This window comes from Erwinia persicina, assembly GCF_019844095.1.
Lineage (GTDB): Bacteria > Pseudomonadota > Gammaproteobacteria > Enterobacterales > Enterobacteriaceae > Erwinia > Erwinia persicina.
This window is the reverse complement of the sequence record NZ_CP082141.1, coordinates 1,667,880-1,686,469: the sequence shown is the minus strand read 5'-3', so window position 1 is coordinate 1,686,469 and position 18,590 is coordinate 1,667,880. Positions and strand designations below refer to the sequence as shown.

At 52.4% G+C, this 18,590-nt stretch carries 15 protein-coding genes; all 15 read right to left on the bottom strand.

What is annotated here, in order from left to right:
* Positions 1-2: 2 nt before the first annotated feature.
* Complete coding sequence (rfbA, locus tag K6L24_RS07555) at positions 3-869, bottom strand: glucose-1-phosphate thymidylyltransferase RfbA (protein ID WP_191927492.1); 867 nt, start codon at positions 867-869, stop codon at positions 3-5.
* Complete coding sequence (gene rfbB, locus K6L24_RS07550; RefSeq protein ID WP_191927493.1) at positions 869-1,954, bottom strand: dTDP-glucose 4,6-dehydratase; 1,086 nt, start codon at positions 1,952-1,954, stop codon at positions 869-871. Before rfbB ends, rfbA begins: the two co-directional genes overlap by 1 nt.
* Positions 1,955-1,977: 23 nt before the next feature.
* Positions 1,978-3,054: a UDP-N-acetylglucosamine--undecaprenyl-phosphate N-acetylglucosaminephosphotransferase gene (gene wecA / locus K6L24_RS07545; RefSeq protein ID WP_222682121.1), complete on the bottom strand. Its 1,077-nt coding sequence runs from the start codon at positions 3,052-3,054 to the stop codon at positions 1,978-1,980.
* A 450-nt stretch (positions 3,055-3,504) separates the two neighbouring features.
* A complete protein-coding gene (gene galE / locus K6L24_RS07540; RefSeq protein WP_062742819.1) occupies positions 3,505-4,518 on the bottom strand; it encodes a UDP-glucose 4-epimerase GalE in 1,014 nt (337 codons plus the stop codon).
* Positions 4,519-4,564: 46 nt separating this feature from the next.
* Positions 4,565-5,461 (bottom strand): UTP--glucose-1-phosphate uridylyltransferase GalF, encoded by an 897-nt coding sequence (gene galF, locus K6L24_RS07535; RefSeq protein ID WP_062742820.1) that lies wholly within the window; start codon positions 5,459-5,461, stop codon positions 4,565-4,567.
* 147 nt (positions 5,462-5,608) lie between these two features.
* Positions 5,609-6,949 (bottom strand): lipopolysaccharide biosynthesis protein, encoded by a 1,341-nt coding sequence (locus K6L24_RS07530; RefSeq protein WP_062742821.1) that lies wholly within the window; start codon positions 6,947-6,949, stop codon positions 5,609-5,611.
* On the bottom strand, positions 6,946-8,169 hold the full coding sequence (locus K6L24_RS07525) for a glycosyltransferase (protein WP_222682120.1): 1,224 nt from the start codon (positions 8,167-8,169) through the stop codon (positions 6,946-6,948). Before K6L24_RS07525 ends, K6L24_RS07530 begins: the two co-directional genes overlap by 4 nt.
* A gap of 4 nt (positions 8,170-8,173) precedes the next feature.
* Entirely contained in the window at positions 8,174-9,424 is a 1,251-nt protein-coding gene (gene wcaK, locus K6L24_RS07520; protein ID WP_062742823.1) for a colanic acid biosynthesis pyruvyl transferase WcaK, read from the bottom strand.
* Between the two features lie 197 nt (positions 9,425-9,621).
* Positions 9,622-11,835 (bottom strand): phage tailspike protein, encoded by a 2,214-nt coding sequence (locus K6L24_RS07515; RefSeq protein WP_062742824.1) that lies wholly within the window; start codon positions 11,833-11,835, stop codon positions 9,622-9,624.
* Between the two features lie 89 nt (positions 11,836-11,924).
* On the bottom strand, positions 11,925-12,959 hold the full coding sequence (locus tag K6L24_RS07510; protein WP_222682119.1) for a glycosyltransferase family 4 protein: 1,035 nt from the start codon (positions 12,957-12,959) through the stop codon (positions 11,925-11,927).
* 18 nt (positions 12,960-12,977) lie between these two features.
* Complete coding sequence (locus tag K6L24_RS07505; protein ID WP_062743095.1) at positions 12,978-13,730, bottom strand: glycosyltransferase family 2 protein; 753 nt, start codon at positions 13,728-13,730, stop codon at positions 12,978-12,980.
* 69 nt (positions 13,731-13,799) lie between these two features.
* Positions 13,800-14,924, bottom strand: a complete 1,125-nt coding sequence (locus tag K6L24_RS07500) for an EpsG family protein (RefSeq protein WP_062742826.1) — start codon at positions 14,922-14,924, stop codon at positions 13,800-13,802.
* Positions 14,925-14,960: 36 nt separating this feature from the next.
* Positions 14,961-15,866 carry a glycosyltransferase family 2 protein gene (locus K6L24_RS07495; RefSeq protein WP_062742827.1) on the bottom strand — a complete coding sequence of 302 codons (906 nt, stop codon included), beginning with the start codon at positions 15,864-15,866 and terminating at the stop codon, positions 14,961-14,963.
* Positions 15,867-15,956: 90 nt separating this feature from the next.
* On the bottom strand, positions 15,957-18,137 hold the full coding sequence (wzc, locus tag K6L24_RS07490; RefSeq protein ID WP_062742828.1) for a tyrosine-protein kinase Wzc: 2,181 nt from the start codon (positions 18,135-18,137) through the stop codon (positions 15,957-15,959).
* Positions 18,138-18,149: 12 nt separating this feature from the next.
* Entirely contained in the window at positions 18,150-18,584 is a 435-nt protein-coding gene (locus K6L24_RS07485) for an arsenate reductase/protein-tyrosine-phosphatase family protein (protein WP_062742829.1), read from the bottom strand.
* Between the last annotated feature and the right edge of the window lie 6 nt (positions 18,585-18,590).

The following is an 18,590-nucleotide window of genomic DNA, read 5'->3' as shown; positions in this document are numbered from 1 at the left end:
TATTATTTCATCAGAGCCAGTAAATATTGGCCATAGCTATTTTTGGCCATGTTATTTGCTTGAGACTGTAACTTCTCTTTGCTTAACCATCCCTGATTAAATGCAATCTCCTCAAGACATGCTATTTTATAACCTTGTCTTGTCTCAATTGTCTCAACAAACTGAGCCGCCTGGAGAAGACTTTCATGCGTCCCCGTGTCCAGCCATGCGAATCCCCTGCCTAGCATCTCAACACTCAACAAACCTTTATCCAAATACATTTGGTTAAGAGCCGTAATTTCAAGCTCTCCACGATGAGAGGGTTTCACTTGCTTCGCAAATTCAACCACCTGATTGTCGTAGAAATAGAGCCCCGTAACCGCAAAATTGCTTCTTGGCTTTAACGGTTTTTCTTCTAATGAAATAACACGTTTATTTTGATCGAACTCTACAACACCAAATCGCTCAGGATCTTTCACTTGATAGCCGAAAACAGTTGCTCCATGTCGGCTATTCTTTGCGGCGTTTTTCAATTGAGGAGAAAAACCATGCCCATAGAAAATGTTATCGCCCAGCACCAGACATACAGATTCATCACCAATAAATTCTTCGCCAATGATGAACGCTTGAGCTAATCCATCAGGCGATGGTTGTACGGCGTAACTAATATTAATACCGAACTGTTCTCCATTACCTAATAATCTTTGAAAGCCAGGCTGATCTTCCGGGGTTGTTATAACTAATATATCTCTAATACCAGTAAGCATTAAAACTGATAAAGGATAATAAATCATGGGTTTGTCATAAACTGGAAGTAACTGTTTTGATACCCCCATAGTGATTGGGTAAAGACGTGTTCCTGACCCACCCGCTAATATAATTCCTTTCATTATGCCTTATTCTCCAAGCCTAACCTGTCTCTACGGTAATTTCCCGTTTGAATATTTCTACACCACTGCGCATTGTCCAGGTACCACTGCACCGTTTTACGAATGCCGCTCTCAAAGGTTTCCTCTGGCTGCCATTGGAGTTCTGTACTGATTTTCGTGGCATCAATGGCATAACGGCGGTCATGACCAGGACGGTCGGCAACGTAGCTTATCTGCTGGCGGTAGCTATCTGACTTCGGCACCATTTCATCCAGCAGGTCACAGATAGTTTCTACCACCTGCAGGTTCTGCTTCTCGTTATGGCCGCCGATATTATAGGTCTCCCCTACCTTGCCAGCAGTCACCACGGTGTATAACGCACGAGCGTGGTCTTCCACATAGAGCCAGTCGCGGATCTGATCACCCTTGCCGTATACAGGCAATGCTTTGCCTTCCAGCGCGTTAAGGATCACCAGTGGGATCAGTTTCTCCGGGAAGTGGTAAGGACCATAATTATTGGAACAATTAGTCACTATGGTGGGGAATCCATAGGTACGTAGCCAGGCCCGAACCAGATGGTCGCTGGAAGCCTTAGAAGCTGAGTAAGGGCTGCTTGGCGCATACGGCGTGGTCTCGGTGAACAGTGGCAGAGCATCAGCGCTCTCACCAGCTTCATCCGGATGGGGCAGATCACCATACACTTCGTCGGTAGAAATATGGTGGAAACGGAAGGCTGACTTGCGTTCATCATCCAGACCATTCCAGTAGCTACGTGCTGCCTCAAGCAGCACATAGGTACCTACGATATTCGTTTCAATAAACTCAGCGGGGCCAGTAATTGACCGGTCAACATGGCTTTCAGCCGCCAGGTGCATCACCCGGTCGGGCTGATGGGTCTTGAAGATGGCGTTAAGCGCAGCACCGTCGCAGATATCAGCCTGAACAAAGGTATAGCGTTGATCATCGCTGACGCTGGCAAGGGATTCCAGATTGCCCGCATAGGTTAATTTATCCACATTGATGACGCTGTCAGACGTGTGAGTAATGATATGGCGAACAACGGCAGAGCCGATAAATCCGGCACCGCCGGTCACTAAAATTTTCACGCTGGAATTCTCTCTTTAATTTATCACTGGCGGGGATTACCGACCTGTACGCTGATTTCACTGCCTTCCCTGCATTCGGCGGGGTGCTTTACTTTTTCAACAGACCTCACCGCGTATAGGAAGAAAAGAAAGGTGGAAATAAACAGCATAAATTGCCAGTTATCAGAAACATGGCAGCCTTCCAGGATGATACCGGCCATGCCTGTCAGTACCTGTCCGGCCGTCATGATGGCCAGAGTGCCGCGCCCGCTAAACCCGGTACGGCACAGAATATGGTGTAAATGCTCACGGTCGGGGCGGAACGGGCTGTAGCCGCGACGCAGCCGGGAGATCATCACCCGCATCATGTCCATCAGCGGCAGCGCAATGATCCACAGCGCCGTCACCGGACGCATCACGGCGTCCTGCCCCTGGGAGGCAATAATCAGAAGCCAGATCACGGTAAAGCCGATCAGCATGCTGCCGGCATCGCCCATAAAGACCTTAAACTTTCTCCCCCACGGGATCCCCAGGTTAAGCAGGATATACGGCAGGCAGGCCACCACCAGCGCCAGGCACCACATCGCCAGGTCTTCGCGATCGCCCATAAAGAAGATAATACTGAGAAAGCAGAAGGTAATACTGGCCAGCATGCCCAGCAGGCCGTCTATGCCATCCACCATGTTATAAGCATTGATAGCACCAATAACCGCGAAAATGGTGACCAGATACCCTGCCGTTCCCATTACCAGCGGATAGCCGAACAGGACATTACCCAGTGAGGACAGATACAGCCCCTGGCATATCATAATAACGGCCACGCCAACCTGCAGGATCATGCGGGGAACCACGGGAAGGTCAAAGCGGTCGTCCAGCACCCCCACGATCAGCAGCAGCGTGATGCAGCACATATAAGCAGGGAATTCAGGCAGCCATCCGGGCTGCAGGGCATAGATCAGCCACAGCGAAAAATAGACCGACACGCCGCCCACCAGGGGAATATTCCCATGATGATGCTTACGGGCATTAGGTTTATCCACTAAACCAACACGTCGGGCCACTTTACGCGCGATAAACAGCAGCGTCATTGCCCCGACAAAAAGGAGAACGATATCTTCCATATCTGTACCCGCGCTCACGAAGTATAAGTGTGTGTTTTTTACGGACCCCCACGCTACCGCCCCTGACTATAGCTGCCAGATCGCTCCATTCGCAGTCGTCCTCAATAAGCATAGTCTGACTATGTTAGGAGACTTGTCCATTTTTACCAGGAAAATTCCCAGAAACAGTTTCACACATGTCCTGACACAAACAGTCGCAATTCTCATACTTCACCCGCGGCGGTTCAAGCATAATCTGTCAGGATTTTGACTTAACATTTCAATTGCACAGCTCTTAAACAGATTACTTTTTAAAAGTGCACGCTTTTTAAGCAGAAGCTGATAAATCACGCCTTTACGGTAGTCTATGTATATGTGAGCATTATCAAAATAACTAAAACACTTAAAGTGGATAAAACAAAAAACTCCCTGATGCGGGAGTTTTGTGATTAACGTTAAAAAATCAGGCGATCAACGATACCCATTAGGGTTATTAGACTGCCAGTGCCAGGTATCACGCATCATCTCGTCAATACCGCGTGACACGCGCCAGTCCAGCTCTTTGTCTGCCAGCGATGCGTCCGCCCAGAAGGCCGGTAAATCGCCATCACGGCGCGGCAGGATCTGATAAGGGATGGCTTTGCCGGCCGCTTTCTCAAACGCCTTGACCATCTCCAGCACGGAGTAACCTACCCCTGCCCCCAAGTTGTAGGCTTTATAACCCTCAACGGAAGCAATGTGGTCAAGCGCTTTCAGATGGCCTTCCGCCAGGTCCATCACATGAATGTAATCACGCTCACCGGTACCGTCTTTGGTCGGATAGTCCCCGCCGAAGATGCCGAGCTTTTCAAGACGGCCGATGGCAACCTGGGCAATATAGGGCAGCAGGTTGTTCGGGATGCCGTTTGGATCTTCACCAATCTGACCCGACTCGTGTGCGCCCACCGGGTTAAAGTAGCGCAGCGCGATAGTTTTAAATTCCGGGTTCGCCCTGGCGTAATCCCGCAGGATCTGCTCAACCATCAGCTTAGACGTGCCATAAGGGCTGGTGGTACCGCCAATCGGCGTGGTTTCCACATAGGGAACCGGGGCATCAGCACCGTATACGGTAGCCGAAGAGCTGAAGATAAACTGATTGACCCCGGCGCTGCGCATCTCTTCCAGCAGCACCAGCGTACCGGTGACATTGTTCTGGTAGTATTCCAGCGGCTTACGGGTGGACTCCCCTACCGCCTTCAGGCCGGCAAAGTGGATCACTGCAGTGATGGGGTTGCTGGCAAAAATATCGCGCAGACAGGCCCGGTCAAGGATATCGCCTTCACAGAAGGTCGCGGTCTTGCCGGTCAGCTGTTCAACGCGGCGAATCGACTCACGAGAGGCGTTACTCAGGTTGTCCAGTACCACCACGTCATCACCGCGCTGCAGTAATGACAATACCGTATGAGAACCGATGTAACCTGCCCCACCCGTTACTAAAATAGCCATCTTGACTCCTTCAGACCACGTCGGACGCGGCCCTCATCGATTACGTTTATTTTGCCAGGATTTTCTGAATTTCTTCGCGGAACTCACGGCCCTGAGCATGATTACGCAGGCCCCAGGTGACGAAGGCTTTCATGTAGCCCAGTTTACGCCCGCAGTCGAAGCTGTCGCCACTCAGCAGGTGCGCATCAACCGGCTGTTTCTTGTTCAGGTTAGCGATAGCATCGGTCAGCTGGTAGCGGCCCCACGCCCCGGGTTCCAGATTCTCCAGTTCCGCCCAGATGTCCGCAGACAGGACGTAGCGCCCTACCGCAGCCAGATCGGAGTTCAGCGTCTGTGGGTTCTCTGGTTTCTCCACGAAGTCAACAATAGAGCTGACTTTGCCCGGGAAGTCCAGCGGCTCCTGGGTAGTAATCACAGAATATTCAGACAGATCGTCATCCGGCATGTGGTGCGCCAGTACCTGGCTGCGTCCGGTCTCTTCAAAACGGGCCACCATCGCGGCCAGGTTGTAACGGAGCGGATCGGCGCTGGCGTTGTCCAGCAGCACGTCCGGCAGCACCACCACGAAGGCCTGATCGTGCAGCATCGGGCGGGCGCAAAGCAGGGAGTTGGCCAGGCCCAGCGGCTGCGGCTGACGAACGTTCATGATCGTCACACCCGGCGGGCAGATAGACTGCACTTCGCTCAGCAGCTGACGTTTTACACGCGCTTCAAGCAGGGCTTCCAGCTCGTAAGACGTATCAAAATGGTTTTCAACCGCATTCTTGGAGGCATGGGTGACCAGAACAATTTCCTTGATACCCGCCGCCACACACTCATCGATGATGTACTGAATCATCGGCTTGTCGACAACAGGCAACATCTCTTTAGGAATGGCTTTTGTAGCAGGGAGCATATGCATACCGAGACCCGCAACCGGGATAACTGCTTTAAGCTTGGTCATAGTGTTTCCATATAAATGAAGTAAAAACGTTGACTGATTATGCAATAAAGAGATGATTCACAAGTATAATCTTTATCTGAAAAATTATCTGCCAGGGCCAGCAATAAAAAAGGCCACCCGCTGGGTGACCTTATATTTATTACCGGGTTACAGCCATTGTGTGAACCATTCCGGCCTGATGAACAGATTAAAATAACTGACCAGTGCCATGATGCCGGTAAATACCAGCGCTACCGACATCCACTGACGTGCGTAGGGGATAAACGGAATGCCAATCACCGGCTTAATGAAGAACGGATGAGCAAAGGCCGAGATCAGCACCTGTGAAATCGACAGCGTCAGCGCCACGTACCAGACATTTGGCCAGATCCAGGTGGTTGCCAGCACCATAACGACAATGATACTCGCCACGACATTCCACCAGAACTCGACATTGGTCCGGCCGTTTGCCTGAGAAATCGCCCCTGTCAGCCCCCCCATCGGACGCAGCATACCGAACAGCAGCATCAGCGGGATGAGATGCCCCACCGCCTCATGCGCCGGACCGTAAAGCAGGCGTACCACGACGGGTGAGAGAATGCCGATAGCCAGATACATCAGGCTGCTGAACAGCATAATCATGAACGTGCCCTTCAGAAACAGTTTCTGCAGCTGGGCAGGCTCATGCTGTTTCTCGGCAAAGCGCGGCAGCGCCAGGCGGTTAATCACCGGCGTCACCAGCTTCAGCGGCTGCAGCACCAGTTCCTTGGCCAGCGAGTAGACGCCCAGCATCTCGGCCCCCATCACTTTACCGACAATCAGCGAGTCAGCCTGAGTACGCAGCTGGTTAATGGTCTGCGAACCCAGTTGATAAACGCCATATTTCATCGAGCTGAAAAAGGTGGATTTATCAAATTCAAAGGTAGGCCGCCAGGACTTCTCACCAAACCAGATCATGCACAGAATACGCATGGCGGCATTAGCAAACAGACCGAGGATCACCGCCGACACGTTCAGTGGCGAGTAATAAAGCAGCCCAACCGTCAGCGCAAATGCCAGGAACTTGGTGACCATCTCTATCTTAGCCAGCAGCACCATACGTTTGGCTTTAACAAAGTGGGCCTGATACTGCGAAAGTGAGCCCAGCACCAGGAAGTTGATGCTGGTCAGCATGATCAGCCCGGTCAGCTCCGGAATATGATAGAAATGGGCAATCGGCCAGGCAATCGCTATCAGCAGCAGCCCGGTCAGCAGACTGAGCAGAACGTTCACCCAGTAGATGGTGCTCTGTTCTTTGCGGGTAATATTCTGGCGATGCACGATGTAGCTGCTCATGCCCATATCCTGCAGGACCATTGCCACCGCGAGGATAGCATTGATAATCGCCAGGATACCCAGTTCATGCGTTTCCAGCTTGCGTGCCAGCACCCCCAGCTGTACGACCTGTAACACCGCAGCGAAACAGGTACCGCCAAACAGCCATACGGCCTGATTTTTTAAACTACTCACGCTAATTGCTCCAGAATTTCTGCCAGCTCACGGTAGGCAATATGCTGGTTAAATTCGGTTTCCACCCGCTGACGGGCAGCGATAACCACGGGCGCCACATCCGCCTCACCGCGTGACAGCTTCAGCAGGATCGCCGCCAGCGCCTCCGCATCCCCTTCCGGGGCCAGCCAGCCGGAAACATTGTGCTCAATCAGCTCGGGAATACCGCTGTGCTCGCTGGAGACGACCGGTAATCCCACCGCCATCGCTTCCATCAGCGCCACCGGGATACCCTCCATATCGCCGTCAGCTGCGGTCAGGGAAGGCAGGAGGAAGATATCGGCTTCATCCAGATAGCGTTTGATCTCTTCCTGCGGCTTGAACCCGACCATTTTCACACAGTCATTCAGGTCAGCGGCCTCGATCATTGACTGCAGCGATGCTTCCAGATCGCCGTTGCCGACGATGGTGAATTCAAACTTGCCGCCCTGGGCTTTAAGCAGTTTGCAGGCATCAATCGCCACCCCCAGCCCTTTCTTTTCGGTCAGGCGCGCCACGGAAAGTATGCGTAACGGCTGGTGCAGCGCGTCACGGATTTTGAGATTAAACTTCTCCGGCTCGATGCCCATCCGCGTAACGTGAATTTTCTCCGGGGGACAGCCCATAGCAATCAGCTTGTTTTCCCACAGATGACTGATCGGCAGCAGCAGTTCAGTCTGGGTAAACAGGCGCGCATAGTCCTCTTTATGCTCGTCGAGGATATGACGGCGGGAGATATCCGCCCCGTGGAATACCGTGGCCTGCTTGCCCTGCAGCACATTCAGCTCGCGCAGTTTGTTGGCCAGCGCGCCGGCGTAGCCGAAGTGCACGAGGAACACATCCGCCACGAACGGCTTTTTGTTAGCGGCAACAATAGCCGGCAACAGCAGCTTGCTGGACTGGGCGCCGTAGCGCCCGATGTTGAAGGATTTTAAGGTGGCCGTATTGAGGATCTTTGGCAGGACAATCTGCAGACGCTGTTTCAGCTTATCGGCATTACTGACCTTCTCCTCGGGCAGCAGATAGTGAGTCTTCTCTGCCAGGTTGTAGTGATCGAACGCCCCGTGACGGTTAACCAGATCGCCAGGAAACACCGAGATAATCTCGACGTCGTAGCCAATATCAATAAAATGCGTGACCTGATTCAGTACAAAGGTTTCAGAGGAAACCGGAAATCGCATTGTGAAGAATGTCAGTTTCATGGGTTCACCCTAAGCGTTTAACCACGTCGTCGGTAATACGGTTACCCAGAATCCGTTCCTGTTCCACAGCGAGGTCAACCTGCTGTTTCACCGCATCGTAGTTATCCAGCACATTATTCACGCGGGTGATAATGCTGCCATCCATCAGACTTTTCACATCGCTGGCCATATCCGGCAGGCCCAGCTGGTTCATCACGCCGAGAGATTTGTGCTCGTAGTTAATCGCCACGGCAGGCGTACCAAAGTTCATGGAGATGATCGCGGAGTGCAGACGGGTGCCAATGGTGAGGTGACACTGGCCCAGCAGAATGCCCAGCTCAAGGTCATTAAACTCGTCCATGATCACATGATATTTATCTTTCTCATCAATGTGATCGCTGAGGGTCATCGCCACCATGCGGTCATCTTTGTTGTAGCTGTCGATGCCGGTACAGGTAGAGAACGCCACCACCTGGTAGCCACGGGCGATCATCGCGTTAATCACGCGACCAAATGCCGCCTCGTACTGCTGCTGAGTCACGCCCAGACGCTTATCAAACGGAGCCAGCTCGCGCACGGTGATCGCGATGGTCTTCTGCTGGCCAATCACCTGCTGCCAGTGCACCAGGTTATGCCCCGGCTCCGCCACCTCACGTGCCCGCACGAGGAAGGCGGTATCAGCACCTTTTACCACTTTCCCGGTGGTGATACCGCCCTGCTTCATCATCTCCAGGCTGACGCTCTCACGTAGCACCAGACTGTCGACGCGGTCGAACACGAAATTCGCAATCTCATTAAAACGCGGCTTCTGGAACGGCCCGACACTGTGGCCAATCAGGTGGATCGGTTTTTTTGCCAGCAACGCGCAGAGTGAATGTTCGAACTGCAGTGGACCGTACAGATCGACAAAGAACGAGCCGCCGACCTGGATAATCGCATCGTATTGCTTCAGGTTATCACTGAAAGCCTGGAGATAATCCGGCACCGGGAAAAGCTTGAAAATCCCCCGATTGGCAATGTGGGCCATCATGATCTTTGGCATCAGTCGACGCTTAATCTTATCGACCAGCTTATTTTTTCCCTTTTTAGTTTCCAGAAAAAGGGCATCAGGCAGAATATCTTGCTGGAGCAGATAACCAGAACTGGTTGGATAACGGCTAATCACATCAATATCGAGATCGTTCCTTGCCAGATTTAACGAATCAATAATTCCGCGTAAAATTGCGCCATCCCCGCGATTTCCGCATGTATGATTGCCAACTAATAAAATCTTCATAACTACTCCAGAAAAATTTTTGTAATTTTTTACAGGCCTAATTAGCCAATAAGTGATTAATTAATAAGTCTTATTGTTTATAAAATGCCAAAATGCGTTCGATTCACTCTAATCATGTAAAACAGGCTGCCTGTCCTTGCCCTGGAAAAACAGCCTGATAACTCTGAAAATCCCTGGTATTAACGCCAAGCTGACGCTTATTTCAGCGAAAAGTAAGGGATGGCAACCTGACGGCCATTCAGCACGACAGAGACATACCCTTCCGGGCGATCGGTATTCACCTGGTCTGCGGTAAGCGGTCGAGAGGCCATCAGCAGATCCCCTGCTTCATTCGCCCCGATGCCAGCCTTACCGTTGTGCAGACTGAAACGCTGGCTGGCGCGGCTGACGTCTTTCCCTGAGGGCGGCTGACCGAAGGCCATGCTGCTGTCGAAACGGGCGCAGCGACCGGTTTTAAAACGGTCTTTCGCCGTGGTCTTAATCAGCACGCCGGCAGAGGCCACCCAGCCGTCGATTTTGACAAACACGCGCACATCCGTGTCATGCGGGGTTTCAATCATCACGTCCAGCACCGGACTGGCACCTTCGGCATGCCAGGCGGCTTCAAATTTGTGCGTTTTACGCTGCAGGCTGATCACCGCCCTGCCGCCGGTTGTTTTGTCGCCCACCACTTTATTCAGCGGGGTGCTGCCGCTGCCATTGCTGAAGGAAGACTGACCAAAGATTTCGATCTCCCACGCATCACCCACGTCCGGCGTATAAATGTTGCCGAGTTCAACCCACTTCTGTTGCGCCGTGTTGTTTTCAATACGGAAACGCGAAGTCAGGTAGTTGTATTTCATACTGCCATCAACGGCGATACCGTAAGACTCAACGCGCGTTGATCCCCGCTCCCAGGCGCCCAGCCACTCGCCTTCCGCCAGCGAGTTATCGATCCAGCTTCCGGCCTGCAGATTGGTCTGACGCATGTTGAGGCGCGAATTATGCGCAATCAGCGGGTTTTTACAGGTTTCCAGGCTCAGGGCATCGATAATCCACTGTCCGTTGGAGATATCCCCGGGGAATTCGGTATGTTCAATCCAGCCGTTGTGGATCAGCGACTGCCCGCAGCGTTGCAGGTTCAGCACCTTGCCGTCGGTACAGTACTGGGCGTTAAAGTTGGACAGTTCGATGGCGGTGCTGTGGTCCCATTTGCCCTTCGGCGCATTCGACCAGACCGACTTAATGACATCGCCGCTGCAGCGCAGGGCATACCACTGGTCAATTTTACAGTCGAGGGTATCCATCAGACTGATCGCCGTGCCGCCGACGCGTACAAAGCGCAGACAGGCTCCACGGAAATACTGGCCGCCTTCACATTTGTTGTCGAAGAAGCCCTGTTTATTCGCCTGCGTATCCGTACGGCCATTAAACTGCAGGTTACTGACCTCTACCCAGCGGGTGTTAACCTTAAAGACAAAGTCAGACTCGCCGTCGGAGACAATGGTGGTCGCCGGGAAATAGCCAAAGTTGACCATTGCCCCGGAGACGCGGAAGAAGCGGGTCTGCTCGCGGGAAAAATCACAGCCGCTGACAAAGAACGTCCCCGCCGGGAACTGCAGGCAGATCTGCTGGCTGGCGTCCTGCGCCCACTGGTACATGGCTTTTATCGCCGGGGCAGCATCCGTTTTACCGTCGGCAATGGCACCGAAATCAAACAGGGTCAGCCGGTTAAAATCTTCCACCACGCGACGCCAGTGGTAATCCGCTCCGGAGGAGATTGTCACGCCGCCGTCGTCCTTCGCGGCTTCCAGCGTGCCAACAAATTCGCCGCCGCCCACTTCCAGCCCTTCATGCCAGCTTTTCAGCTTGATTTTAGCGCCGCTGAACAGCGGGCGCGTTTTCCGCAGATCGTCGACCGAGGCAATTTCACCAATCAGCTGATAGCCCGCAGGCTGCGCCAGGCGCTGGCTGAAATTATTCGCCCCCCGGGTCACATCCGGGATGTTAAACAGCGTGTTGCCCGCATCGTCCACGACCGCCATCGAGTGGGAAGGGTCAGCGATCAGGGCGGCATTGTCGGCAATAAACTGCTCAAAGCTGCCTTTATTCAGCGCCACCGGCTGCTGTACCTGCGACAGTTTGCCGGAGGCATCGCGCAGATAGAGGTTAATCAGGTTGCCTGGCTGAGTCGGGTCTGCCCCCGCCTTACCGATCCAGAGCTTACCGTTAAAATTCTTCCAGAACTGATCCGGCATGGTATAGACATTTTCCGGCGTCAGGATCGGTACATCGCCCTTAGGCAGTTCGCCGGGTCCGATCCCTTTCAGCGCCAGGGAAGGCTCGCTTTTCGCTGCGGCGCTGGAAAACGAGCTGACAGACAGCCCGGCAAGAATCGACGAGAACGCCGTCAGTAATTCTCTTCTTTTCATTGGTGTTATCCCGTGGTCAATTTTTTGGGCCTGCAAAGCAGGCATGGAACAGATGTCCAGAGATACTCACTGCGGAACCTGTGCTGTCCTTAAAGCAGGGACAGCCAGCTCTCTTTAATCACTTTGCCGTCGAATTTGCGCGACGTGGTCTGGGTTGCCGCGCTCATGGCATAGAACAGGGCGTCGTCATGAGCGAGCTGGTTCATACAGTCGATAAAGCGCGCCCTGTCGTTCATCGCCACCAGGAAGCCATCTTTCTCATGGTTAATGATTTCCTGCGGTCCGGTCGGACAGTCATAGGCAACCACCGGCAACGACCATGACTTGGCTTCCAGCAGCACCAGCGGCAGCCCTTCGTAACGCGAGGTCATCAGTGCCATGTCGCTGTCGCGGTAGTAATCATTGATATTGCTGACGCGGCCAACGAAGTTGACGCTGTCGCTGATATTCAGCCGGGCAGCCTGGGCCACCAGCGCCTCCTTCAGCTCACCGTCGCCGGCAATGACCAGCTTCCAGTCAGGGTGGGTTGCCACAAACCCCTGCCAGACGTCCAGCAGCAGATCGAACCCTTTCTGGTGATCAAGACGGCCCACCGCCAGCGCCTGATAGTGACGCTGCGTGCGCTGAAGATTTTTGTACACCACAGGATTGGGGATGGTTTTGCTGGGAATATTCCAGCCGTTAAATACGTGATGGTCTTTATCGGTCAGCACGATCACGCGATCGTAGTAACGCAGCGCCAGGTATTTGAGGAGTTTGATCGGTTTGCTGAAGGAGTTAATCGCCACGTGCTCGCAGGCGTAAACGCGGGCAGGCTTCTTTTTCATCGACATCATGCTGTAGAGCGCAAACATCACGCTCAGGCGGCCCATACTGATCAGAAACACCGCATCAAACTGCTGCTGATGGATCTTGTTCACCGCCGCCTTCAGGGGATTTTTTTCACCGTTGAAGCTGACAATTTGCTGTACCTGGTTGAAAGGATAAAACGGTTTCCCTGACCCTTCCAGCGAATAGATGGTCACTTCATGCTGCTCACCAAAGCATTCTGACATGAAGTTGCAGATATTCTCAGTTCCGGCATAGGAATAAGCATCCTTGATGACCAGTACGATTTTTTTCATTGTCTTCATCACCTCAGATTAACGATGCTTCAGGGTAAATAACACGCCGTTAACCATGTACCAGACGTAGTAGTAATAAACTTTAAGCGGATTATTTTTATAGATGTATTTCAGTAAGTCCAGGTGCCACTTTGCCGCTTTATTTTTATTGCGCGACAGGGAATTCCCCATTTCATAATAGGTCACCAGATTCTTATCAATCACCCGCGCCTGCTTATACTGGTCAAACAGTTCGTACAGGAAGAGGAAATCCTCATGCCCTTTTTTCTTAAACAGCACGGGCTTCGCCGGGCGTCGGTAACAGACGGAAGAGAAACAGATACGGAACTGCTTTTTAACGAAATTATCTTTCATCAACAGTGACTTTCCGTAACGAACATCATAGGCTTTGCTGCGCGACTGGTAGCGATAATCGCTGATCACCAGGTCATGCCCGGCGTTAAGCTGGGCGGTCTGCAACATCAGTTTGTCGCGAGCCCATTCGTCATCGCTGTCAAGGAAAGCAATAAACGGCTCGGTCGCTGCGATCAATCCGACATTGCGCGTTTCCGCTGCGCCACGATTCACCTCATTGCTGAGGATGGTAATACGTGGATCGGTACAGTGCTGCTGCACAAATTCCAGTGAGTCATCGGTAGATTTATCGTTAATAAGATAAATCCGCCAGTCGGTATAGGTTTGATCAATCACCGACTGTACCGCCCGCAAAATGGTCGCGCGCGCATTGTACATCGGGATAATAATCCCTACCGTGCCGATTTGATTATTCATCTGATACCCTGAATCTGAGTCATTCATTAAGTGATAGTGATCCTCCGGGCCGGTAATCCGGCCCGGACGTTAAAAGAGACGGAACAACGGTGCAATGCTGTAGCCATTAATCGACTGCACGGAGAGGATGGTGTTATACGCCAGATAATAAGAGGTCATGGCAAACAACAGTCCAAAGTTCAGCAGCGGATTTCGTATGCGCGTCATCAGGAACGCCAGCAACAAGGGCTCACAGTGCAGGAACAGGTTACCGACGCGCCCTCCGATAATAGAGAAATCGGAGAAGATAATGCGCACGGCCGCCCCGGCTGAATAGGCGATAAACAGGATATAGGCGACCCGGTCTTCCGGTTTAATTGGCCGGTTAAAATAGACCACGGTAAAGAAAGCGATAAACGCAATATTTTTTAAGTTCGCCAGGCCAAACACCGGCGAGGCGGCATCAAACACCGTCCCGCTATAGCCCATCGCACGGTCACCGATAACGGGCACAATACCCAGAGAATCGAGGAACAGTTTTTTCCCGCCGATAAGCCCCAGCGGGATCGCCGCCAGCACCATCGCAATACCAAAGTATTTACGCTCACGCAGGAACAGGAACGGCGCCACCATCAGCACAGCGTAACCCGTGGAGTGGGACTGGGTACTTAACACCAGGAAGACCAACGCCACGAAATACTTTCGCCCTGCCGCCGAGCAAAGACAGGCAACCGCAAAGGCGCTGGAGAGGCCGAAGCGGATCTGATTCATATCCTTATTGATAAACAGGTGCGCGGAGTAAAGACACAGCGAACACAGGATCAGCGGTGAGTACTTTTTAAAAAGCCAGGCGTTAGTCGACACCGCAATAAACGCGATAAACAGCAGGAAAAAGTAGCTTTCATGGGTAAACCACGACAGCACCCACGCCAGCAGCATAAACAGGTTCTCATAGCGGTAAATATCCGCTACGGTTTCGTAACCACTGATACTGGTCTGACGGGAGAAATCATTAAAGAAGCCGAGATACTGCCAGTCATCAATACCGGAGTTCGGGCCCCTGAAACCCGCAAACATGATCAACGCCACCACCGCAATAAAGAAGAAGTAGGTGGTCACGCGCTTCATTTTTGGCTCATTCGCCTGGTTGATGGTCGCCAGTTCAAAGAAGCATAAAATCAGTATGCTGTAACTGACTATCCAATATATTGCCATAGAGTTTCCCACCCAATTATTATTCTTCTGGTCACGTTACTTTCCGCCAAGCCGCGCCCGTAATTTGTCTTTTACGCGGTTGAGGAAGTAGGTGCGGTTATCTTTATTGGTTAAGAAAAAGTAGCGGGCAAAGCTCAGGCTGGCCTGGAGGGATTTCCCGTCCATCTTGTAACGCAGCGGCAGCTTATACGCTTTATAGGTGTGAATATCCCGCCGGGTCAGATACGGCTTCATGTTTTCAAGCCAGAAGAACGAGTATTTTACCGACTCGCCTTTATGCTTTGAGCCAAACTTTGTCACCAGGTGATAGTTAGCCAGCGGCTGATCAATCATAAAGAACGCATAGCCGAGTTTGTCGGCGCGAATGCAGAAGTCGTAATCCTGATGGCGGATATACTTCTGATCAAAACGAATTTCCTGCGCGTACTCGCGCTTCAGCACAATGGTGCTGGTCTGTATAAAGCCGTAGCAGCCAAACAGATACTCGGCGACGGTTTCGTTACGCCCGACCTGCTGTAACGGCAGCACTTTCAGGAATTCACCGTCCTGAATAATGTTCACCTGGCTGTAAATAATAAACCGCTGCTTCCCCTGCCCTTCCAGCTGATGGATCAGCTTCAGGCTTTCTGCCAGCTTATCTTTATGCCACTCATCGTCCGCGTCGAGGAAGCTGATATAGTCCCCGGTCGCCAGCTCAATGCCTTTATTACGCGCGCCGGAACCGTTCAGCTTCTCCTGCGACAGCACCAGGTTGATGTTGAGATGGCGGTATCGTTCTGACTGCACCACCGCGGCCAACTGCTCTGCGTCAGCAGACTTATCATCAATGATGATCACTTCGAAATGCTGATAACTCTGGGCTGCCACGCAGTCCAGCGTCGTCACGATAGATTCGGATGCATTATATGCAGGAATGACGATCGAGAAGAAAATATCCTTCATTGCCAGGCACCTTTATAAACGGTCACAAACAGAGATTCACCAGAAAAAAAGGAACCTTTACCCACGGGGTATAAAGGTTCCTCAGGGTTATTAGCTTTTCGCATCCTGCTTGTAGCTGTAGTCGTAGTAGTCATAGCCGTAACCATAGGCATTGGCTGACTTACGGACGACGGCGTTGAGGATAACCCCTTTTATATCGATACCGTTCTGGGCAAAGCGCTTGTAGCTGATTTCCACTTCCTTGAGGGTGTTGGTTTCGAAACGTGCCACCATCAGCGAGGTTCCGGCCAGCTTACCGATAATCGAGGCGTCGGTGACGGCCAGAATCGGCGGTGTATCAATCAGCACCAGGTCATAATTCTTGCTGGCCCACTCGAGCAGCTCGTTCATGCGGCTGTGCATCAGCAGTTCTGACGGATTCGGTGGCACCTGTCCACGCGCAATGAAGTCAAAACCGAAGTCGCCGTGCTGGATTAAATCCGGTGTGAACGGCGTCTTACCTGACAGGATATTGGACAGGCCCGTTTTACTCTCGGCACCCAGCAGTTCGTGCGTATAGCCGCGGCGCATATCACCATCGATAAACAGCACTTTCTGACCGGCTTTCGCCACCAGCGTCGCCAGGTTAGAACAGATAAAGGTTTTACCTATTCCCGGACTGGCACCGGTGATCATCAGAATGTTGTTTTTCGCTTCCATCATGGCGAAGTGCAGGCTGGTACGCAGGCTGCGGATCGCTTCAATAGAAAGGTCTGTCGGGTTACCCAACGCCAGCAGGCTGTTATGCGGGTCGGTTTTCCCTTTCAGATTACGTTTGGCCAGGGCCTCCGCATCTTTCTTACGCTGCCACTCGGAGAGCGGAACGCTGGCATAAACGCTCAGGCCCAGTTCTTCCAGCTGCTCCGGATTGTCGATACCGTGATGGAACAGCGCTTTCAGCAGCACCAGACCGACGGAAACCACCAGACCGGCCAGCAGGCTGGCGACAATCAGCATCAGTTTCTTCGGTGCCACCGGTGTCCCGGCCGTTTCCGCATGATCGATGATGCGGACATCACCCACGGTGCTGGCCTTGCTGATACTCAGCTCCTGCTGACGGTTCAGCAGCTGCATGTAGATTTCCTGCCCGGCCTGCACATCACGCGTTAAACGCACAATTTCCTGCTGAGTCTGCGGCATCTGACTGATTTTACCGTTCAGCTTTTTCTGCTCGTTTTCCAGCGTCTGACGTTTTTCCAGCAGCGCGCGGTAGGTCGGGTGGTCTTTGGTAAACAGCTGCGACACTTCAGCTTCACGGAAAGTCAGTTCGTTCAGCTGGCTCTGGATGCTGACGGAAGAGTCGAGGGCCGACTTCGCTTCCAGCGACATATCCACTGAGTCATTCTGGCGGCGGAAGACGTTCAATTTGTCTTCTGCCTGATCCAGTTTACCGCGCACTTCCGGCAGCTGATTTTTCAGGAAGGCCAGACTCTTCTCCGCTTCTTCAGACTTACGCTCAACGTTCTGGTACAGATAGTTATTGATAATCTGGTTCAGCACCTGGCTGATCAATACCGGATCTTCCCCGGTATAGGTCAGGCCCAGCACGCCGGTGTCTTTGCCCATATCGGCAACGGTCAGATTGTTATAAATCAGTTTGATGGCCTGCAGGTCGCTCAGTTTTGTCACGGTGAAGCTGGTACCTTCATCCGCTTTAATGTCGCTGACCAGCATAGTGACATCACCGTGCTGCTCGAACTGACCCACTTTGCCTTTAAACAGCTCATCACCGTCTTTGCTCACGGTGTAGCTGTCCGGTCCGTTGACTTCGATCGTCAACTGGCGCTTATCCCATACGGCCGGTACTTTCAGGCGCGAAACGGCAATCTGCTCCGGCTTTCCGCCCATCATGCGCGACAGGCCTTTACCGATAAGCGGGAAGTAATCCTGCTGCACCAGCACATCCAGACCGAGGTCGGTCACGGTTTTACCCAGCACCATACGTGACGTCACAATCTGAACTTCAGTCGCTGACGCGGGCTGCGCGTTCGGCATCATCTGCGTCAGGTCATTCAGTACGGTGTTGGCATTCTTCTGCTCAACCTGCACCATCGCGTCCGCACTGTATATAGGTGTGGCAAACAGGCTGTACAGCGTACCCATCAGCATAAACAGTGCGGTAACCGCAACAATTATCCAGCGATGGTCAATAAGTTGCCCCACAAGATGCGCCAGATCGAACCCGTTCGAATCGTCTTGCGGCGCTGACGGTGCCTTACTTTTTATTTTCATGGATCATCCCAACTATCGGCTTAATGCGTTGACCCATTTCTGGGCAGCGTTTTCAAGGATTCCGTACACGGCCTCAAAGGCATCGCGGCTTTTTTTATACGGGTCGGCAATTTCCTGCTGGTTGATCCAGTGACCAAACAGCATGGTTTTGCCTCGTACGGAAGGGTTGATGCGGCAGACCTGGTCGACATGTTTTTTTTCCATCACCAGGATTAAATCGTAATCCCGGCACATGCCAGAAGTGAGCTGCTGTGCCACATGCCCCTGCAGTGACACCCCACGTTCTGCGGCCACACTGCTGGCAGTCTCGTCAGCAGCCTGGCCTACCATGGCCCCCAGTCCCGCGGATGCGATATTCTTCTCAGGGAGTGCGGATTTCAGCAGCCGTTCCCCGGTGGGGGAACGGCAGATGTTTCCGATACAAACAACTAAGATTGAATTAATCATAATGTT

Coding starts and splice junctions, on each gene's coding strand:
- rfbA (WP_191927492.1), bottom strand. CDS start 869: ATGAAAGGAATTATATTAGCGGGTGGGTCAGGAACACGTCTTTACCCA.
- wecA (WP_222682121.1), bottom strand. CDS start 3,054: ATGGAAGATATCGTTCTCCTTTTTGTCGGGGCAATGACGCTGCTGTTT.
- galE (WP_062742819.1), bottom strand. CDS start 4,518: ATGGCTATTTTAGTAACGGGTGGGGCAGGTTACATCGGTTCTCATACG.
- galF (WP_062742820.1), bottom strand. CDS start 5,461: ATGACCAAGCTTAAAGCAGTTATCCCGGTTGCGGGTCTCGGTATGCAT.
- K6L24_RS07525 (WP_222682120.1), bottom strand. CDS start 8,169: ATGAAACTGACATTCTTCACAATGCGATTTCCGGTTTCCTCTGAAACC.
- wcaK (WP_062742823.1), bottom strand. CDS start 9,424: ATGAAGATTTTATTAGTTGGCAATCATACATGCGGAAATCGCGGGGAT.
- K6L24_RS07515 (WP_062742824.1), bottom strand. CDS start 11,835: ATGAAAAGAAGAGAATTACTGACGGCGTTCTCGTCGATTCTTGCCGGG.
- K6L24_RS07510 (WP_222682119.1), bottom strand. CDS start 12,959: ATGAAAAAAATCGTACTGGTCATCAAGGATGCTTATTCCTATGCCGGA.
- K6L24_RS07505 (WP_062743095.1), bottom strand. CDS start 13,730: ATGAATAATCAAATCGGCACGGTAGGGATTATTATCCCGATGTACAAT.
- K6L24_RS07500 (WP_062742826.1), bottom strand. CDS start 14,924: ATGGCAATATATTGGATAGTCAGTTACAGCATACTGATTTTATGCTTC.
- K6L24_RS07495 (WP_062742827.1), bottom strand. CDS start 15,866: ATGAAGGATATTTTCTTCTCGATCGTCATTCCTGCATATAATGCATCC.
- wzc (WP_062742828.1), bottom strand. CDS start 18,137: ATGAAAATAAAAAGTAAGGCACCGTCAGCGCCGCAAGACGATTCGAAC.
- K6L24_RS07485 (WP_062742829.1), bottom strand. CDS start 18,584: ATGATTAATTCAATCTTAGTTGTTTGTATCGGAAACATCTGCCGTTCC.